This window comes from Saliniramus sp. (assembly GCF_035311605.1).
In the GTDB taxonomy this organism is placed as follows: Bacteria; Pseudomonadota; Alphaproteobacteria; order Rhizobiales; family Beijerinckiaceae; genus Saliniramus.
The window spans coordinates 1-2,228 of record NZ_DATGCW010000368.1 but is presented as its reverse complement, the minus strand read 5'-3'; the positions used below and the strand labels follow the sequence as shown (position 1 = coordinate 2,228).

The following is a 2,228-nucleotide window of genomic DNA, read 5'->3' as shown; positions in this document are numbered from 1 at the left end:
CACCCCCTGGGCCTTCGCAAGCAATCTGGACCTGACGCCCCGCGTCGACCAGTACACCATCGCCATGATGGTCCGCCCCGCCGAGTGAGGCGATCACGTTAGACGAAAATCATCGGTCGCCCACGGGCGGCCGGTTGCTTTTGATGGTCGCCTTGACGATTGCCTTGCGCGGCGCGATTTTACGGCGATGAAACGCCCTTATTTCGCCTACGGCTCCAATCTCGAACTCCATGACTGGAGCGCCTATTGCCGTCGCCACGGGCTCCGAGCTGACGGGCTGCAACCGCTGCACCCCGCCGTCGCGCCCGATCACACGCTGGCCTTCACCCGCTACTCGCAAAAGCGCGAGGGCGGCGTGCTCGACATCCTGCCGCGTCGCGGTGCCGCCGTTCCGGGTCTGCTGTTTTCCGTGTGCGATGCGACGCTCGCCGCACTCGATCACAAGGAGGGTGCACCGCGTGTCTATGAGCGGGTGCCGATCACCGTGCTCGATGAACACGGCGCTGAGATCGAAGCTTTCACCTATCGGGTGAGGCCGCAGGATCGTGTCCCCTTCGTGGCACCGCATGCAGATTATCGCGCGGTTTGCGCGGCAGGGCGCGCGGCGTTCGGCATCGATGCGAGCATCCTCGACGATGCGGCAGCGGGGCGTCCGTCAGGAGATATCCATACTGCGTTCGTCTATGGCACGTTGATGCGCGGTGAGCGCGGAGATCATCACTGGTCGCATGAGACGAGGCCGCCGGAACCGCGCCCGGCGCGGGTAACGGGCCTGCTCAAGGATTGTGGGCCTTATCCGGGTATGGTGCGTCCGGTGCCGCAGGAGGGAAGCAAGGATGCGCAGGTGCGTGGCGAATTGCTCGCCTTTGCCGATATCACGAGCGTTCTTGATGCTTTCGACGGTTATGAGGATTTCGGCGGTTACGGGGCGCCCGGCAATGTCTATCGCCGCGTGCCCGTGACGGCGCGGGAGGAGGCGGCATCGGAAGCGGATACCGCAATCACCGCCTGGGCCTATATCCTGCTCGACCATGACCATTTTCCGATCATTGCCGGCGGTTGCTGGCGCAGTCACAGGCGTGCAGGCTGAGCTTGCGTCAGCGCCTTTGGCACAGGTTGGTCTGCGCGTTTGACGCTTAAGCTATCCTGCTTCGCCTGTATGATCCTGTTTCGATGACAGCGCCCCAGCGGGCAGGAGGGTATGCCATGACTGGTCCCGCGACTCTCGACATCGCCGATCTCGGCGCACGCATCCCCGACGGCGCGCATCTCGCGATCGCGCCGGATTACAGCGGCTGCGCCATGGCCGTGATCCGCACGCTGCTGCGCCGGCGCATCCGCGGTCTGCGGCTCGTGGCCGTGCCGACTGCGGGGTTCCAGGCCGATATGCTCATCGGCGCCGGATGTGTCGCGGAAATCGAAGCCGCAGCCGTCTCGCTGGGTGAATACGGCCCCGCGGGACGGTTCAACGCAGCCCTGCGCGCGGGCAGAATCATCATGCGTGACGCCACCTGTCCTGCCATCCATGCCGGGCTGCAGGCGGCGGAGAAGGGGATCCCCTTCATGCCGCTGCGCGGCATCATCGGCTCCGATCTCGTGGCGCAGCGCCCGGACTGGAAGCTCATGGACAATCCCTATGCCCCGCAAAGCCGCGATCCGATTTTGCTGGTGCCGGCCATAACCCCGGAAATCGCGCTGTTCCATGCCCCTGCTGCTGACCGAAACGGCAATGTCTTCATCGGTGTGCGGCGCGAACTCATGCTGATGGCCCACGCCGCGCGGCGTACGCTCGTCAGTGTCGAGCGTATCGTGGATACCGATTTCCTCGCCGACGAAGCGCGTGCGGGGGCCACCATTCCCGCGCTCTATGTCGAGGCGATCGCGCAGGCGCCGCGTGGTTCCGACCCGGTCGGCCTTTTCGGTGCTTATGGTGCGAACGAGGCGGCGCTCGGCGCCTATGCGCAGGCATCGCGCGATGATGGCGCCTTTGCCGCCTGGCTCGCGGGGGTCGACGCTGACGTATCGCAGACGGTGCTGGCATGAGCGCTGCGACCGACATCCACATGCGCGAGATCCTGATCGCGCGCATCGCGACCATGCTCGATGGCTGTGGCCATGTCGCGGTGGGGGCAAGTTCGCCGATACCTGGTGCTGCGGCTTTGCTGGCGCAGGCGCGAAGCGCCGGGGCGATGCGCGTCTCGGTGCTGGGCAGCACACGGCACAATTTC

Annotated in this window: 2 protein-coding genes and 1 pseudogene; all 3 read left to right on the top strand. The window is 65.5% G+C overall.

Annotated elements, in window-relative coordinates; all coding sequences use genetic code 11:
- Positions 1 to 187 precede the first annotated feature (187 nt).
- On the top strand, positions 188 to 1,090 hold the full coding sequence (locus tag VKP01_RS16315; RefSeq protein ID WP_324414175.1) for a gamma-glutamylcyclotransferase: 903 nt from the start codon (positions 188 to 190) through the stop codon (positions 1,088 to 1,090).
- A gap of 116 nt (positions 1,091 to 1,206) precedes the next feature.
- Complete coding sequence (locus VKP01_RS16310) at positions 1,207 to 2,043, top strand: CoA transferase subunit A (RefSeq protein WP_324414173.1); 837 nt, start codon at positions 1,207 to 1,209, stop codon at positions 2,041 to 2,043.
- Positions 2,040 to 2,228 (top strand): annotated as a pseudogene (locus VKP01_RS16305) (CoA synthetase); the annotation flags it as partial. The gene VKP01_RS16310 and the pseudogene VKP01_RS16305, both read left to right, overlap by 4 nt.

Coding starts and splice junctions, on each gene's coding strand:
- VKP01_RS16315 (WP_324414175.1), top strand. CDS start 188: ATGAAACGCCCTTATTTCGCCTACGGCTCCAATCTCGAACTCCATGAC.
- VKP01_RS16310 (WP_324414173.1), top strand. CDS start 1,207: ATGACTGGTCCCGCGACTCTCGACATCGCCGATCTCGGCGCACGCATC.